This is a genomic window from Labilibaculum filiforme (assembly GCF_002843315.1).
In the GTDB taxonomy this organism is placed as follows: domain Bacteria; phylum Bacteroidota; class Bacteroidia; order Bacteroidales; family Marinifilaceae; genus Labilibaculum; species Labilibaculum filiforme.
The window spans coordinates 1-1,938 of the sequence record NZ_MVDD01000048.1 but is presented as its reverse complement, the minus strand read 5'-3'; the positions used below and the strand labels follow the sequence as shown (position 1 = coordinate 1,938).

Here is a 1,938-nt window from a genome sequence, read left to right as displayed (position 1 = left end):
CATAGTGTGCCGAGAAGCAGAACATCGGCGAAACAAAGTTCTGCATGCTGTAAATAAGATGGTGGATGCATTTGTAAGCAGACCCACCAATGTCGCATTTCAGGATGAGGCATTAAACCACCTAAAGGTGCTGTGGTAAAGAGCTATGGTATTGAGCGTTTAGGAAAAGGCAGTCCACGAGATTGTCAGGTACGAATATAGGAGTTGAATGCAAATGAACCCTTGATGAGGAGTCGAGAAGTGGGTACAACCTGTCAAAAGCTACGGAGTATGTTACGGAGTAAAGGAGTATAACGGAGACCTGATTACTGGTTATACGGCAGGCGTCTTACAAAGGGCAAGAACTATATTTAGGCTTATATACGGAACTCGGGAACCTGCATGTTTATGATATACTGTTACATAAGCGATCTAGAAAGAAAGCTGACAGCAAAAGGGAAATGCACAATAGGTTCACCCTAGAGGCAAAATACCGATGCGATATGTAGGGGCGGACTGATTCGTAGTAGTGATGATACAACTGTAATGGAAGAGGAGCGAAGGGATCAGGTTATACAGTCGACTAACATTTAACAACTCGCAAGAGGATGAATTTATGGAATGAGACAAAATCAGTACCAATAAGTCGCGAAATGATTTGGACGGCTTATAAGAAAGTACGTTCCAACCAAGGAGGAGCTGGAGTTGATGAGATTGATATGGCAAAATATGACGCCAATCGCTCAAAGTATCTCTACAAGCTCTGGAATAGGATGGCTTCCGGCAGCTATTTTCCACCACCGGTCAAAGAAGTTGAGATATCCAAGAAAGACGGAGGTAATCGTAAGCTTGGCATCCCCACAATCAGCGACCGAGTAGGACAAATGGTAGTTAAAGAATATCTAGAACCAAGATTTGAAGAAATATTCAGTCCACATTCATATGCTTACCGCCCAGATAAAAGTGCCCATCAGGCATTAGAGTCAGTTCGGATAAATTGTAGAAAAGCAGACTGGGTCATAGATCTTGATATCAAAGGATTTTTTGATAATATCGATCATGGGAAACTACTGAAAGCCGTTGAGAAACATGTAAGTGAGAAGTGGTGCATAATGTACATCAAAAGGTGGTTGCAAATGCCAATTCAAACAAAATCGGGTAAACTGGTTCAGAAGAATGGCAAGGGTACACCACAGGGCGGTGTTATTAGTCCACTAATGGCAAACTTGTTTCTACACTATGCCATGGATAAATGGTTGGAACAAACCCATCCTACAGTAAAATATGTGCGTTATGCCGATGATGCTGTATTGCACTGTAAGAGCAAAGTACAGGCAGATTATGTATTGCGTAATCTGGGAAAACGAATGCAAGCTTGTGGCTTGGAACTACATCCTGAAAAGACGAAAATTGTTTACTGTAAAGATTATAGGAGACAAGGTACGCATGAAAACGTAAAGTTCGATTTTCTGGGTTACAGCTTTCAACCACGTAGTACTGTTCCTAGAGGGAAAGGTAAACTTTTTCTAGGGTTTGATTGTGCAATAAGCATAAGTTCGAAAAAGCGAATAGTAGATAAAATGAGAGAATTAAACATTCCGAAATTGACACATAAAAGTATAGTTGGGGTAGCCCAATTTCTTGAGCCGCATATTCGTGGTTGGATAAACTACTATGGTAAATTTCGAATATCAATGTTGAATCCGATTTTTCAGCTACTAAATCGCAAGCTGGTACAATGGGTGCGAAGGCGGTATAAGCGTTATAAAACAAGCATAAATCGAGCGTACGATTGGTTAAAACGAATACGGATACAATTCCCAACTTTGTTTTATCAATGGCAACTAGGTTTTTACTAACATAACGCATAGATTTGTATAACAAGAGCCGTGTGATGGGAGACTATCAAGCACGGTTCTGTGAGAGGCTTAGGGTGAGACTCCCTTTGCCTACTCGACC

The 1,938-nt window shown here is 41.1% G+C and carries 1 protein-coding gene; it reads left to right on the top strand.

Features of this window, described 5'->3' with window-relative positions; all coding sequences use genetic code 11:
- Positions 1 to 587: 587 nt before the first annotated feature.
- Positions 588 to 1,838 (top strand): group II intron reverse transcriptase/maturase, encoded by a 1,251-nt coding sequence (gene ltrA / locus BZG02_RS20625; protein ID WP_101263636.1) that lies wholly within the window; start codon positions 588 to 590, stop codon positions 1,836 to 1,838.
- Positions 1,839 to 1,938 lie beyond the last annotated feature (100 nt).

Coding starts and splice junctions, on each gene's coding strand:
- ltrA (WP_101263636.1), top strand. CDS start 588: ATGAATTTATGGAATGAGACAAAATCAGTACCAATAAGTCGCGAAATG.